We start from the raw sequence: 235 nt of genomic DNA on the forward strand, positions 1-235 counted from the left end.
CGGCGGGGTCGCGGGGTTTGCGTCGTTCAGGAGTCGTCAGCGGGTACGGCAGGGCCAACTCACCAGCTGTAGAGCTTCCAGGACACAGGCGAGGTGCCATCCTTGCTCCGGTCCACGCCGCCGTGCTGGCTTCCTTCGTACATGTAGTACGGCTCACCACGCGAGGGTGTTACCTTGACCATGCGCACCTGTCCACTGACCCGGTACTCCTCGATCACATCGCCGTTGTCCATCA

1 protein-coding gene is annotated in these 235 nt (G+C 63.0%); it reads right to left on the bottom strand.

Translation table 11 applies throughout. The features are described from left to right. Positions 1-59: 59 nt before the first annotated feature. The gene (locus ACQG3P_RS24030) at positions 60-233 is read right to left on the bottom strand and encodes a DUF2782 domain-containing protein (RefSeq protein WP_426806451.1); all 174 of its coding nucleotides are present in this window, start codon (positions 231-233) and stop codon (positions 60-62) included. Positions 234-235: the final 2 nt, after the last annotated feature.

It is taken from the genome of Stenotrophomonas sp. SrG (assembly GCF_050031795.1).
Classification (GTDB): domain Bacteria; phylum Pseudomonadota; class Gammaproteobacteria; order Xanthomonadales; family Xanthomonadaceae; genus Stenotrophomonas; species Stenotrophomonas rhizophila_A.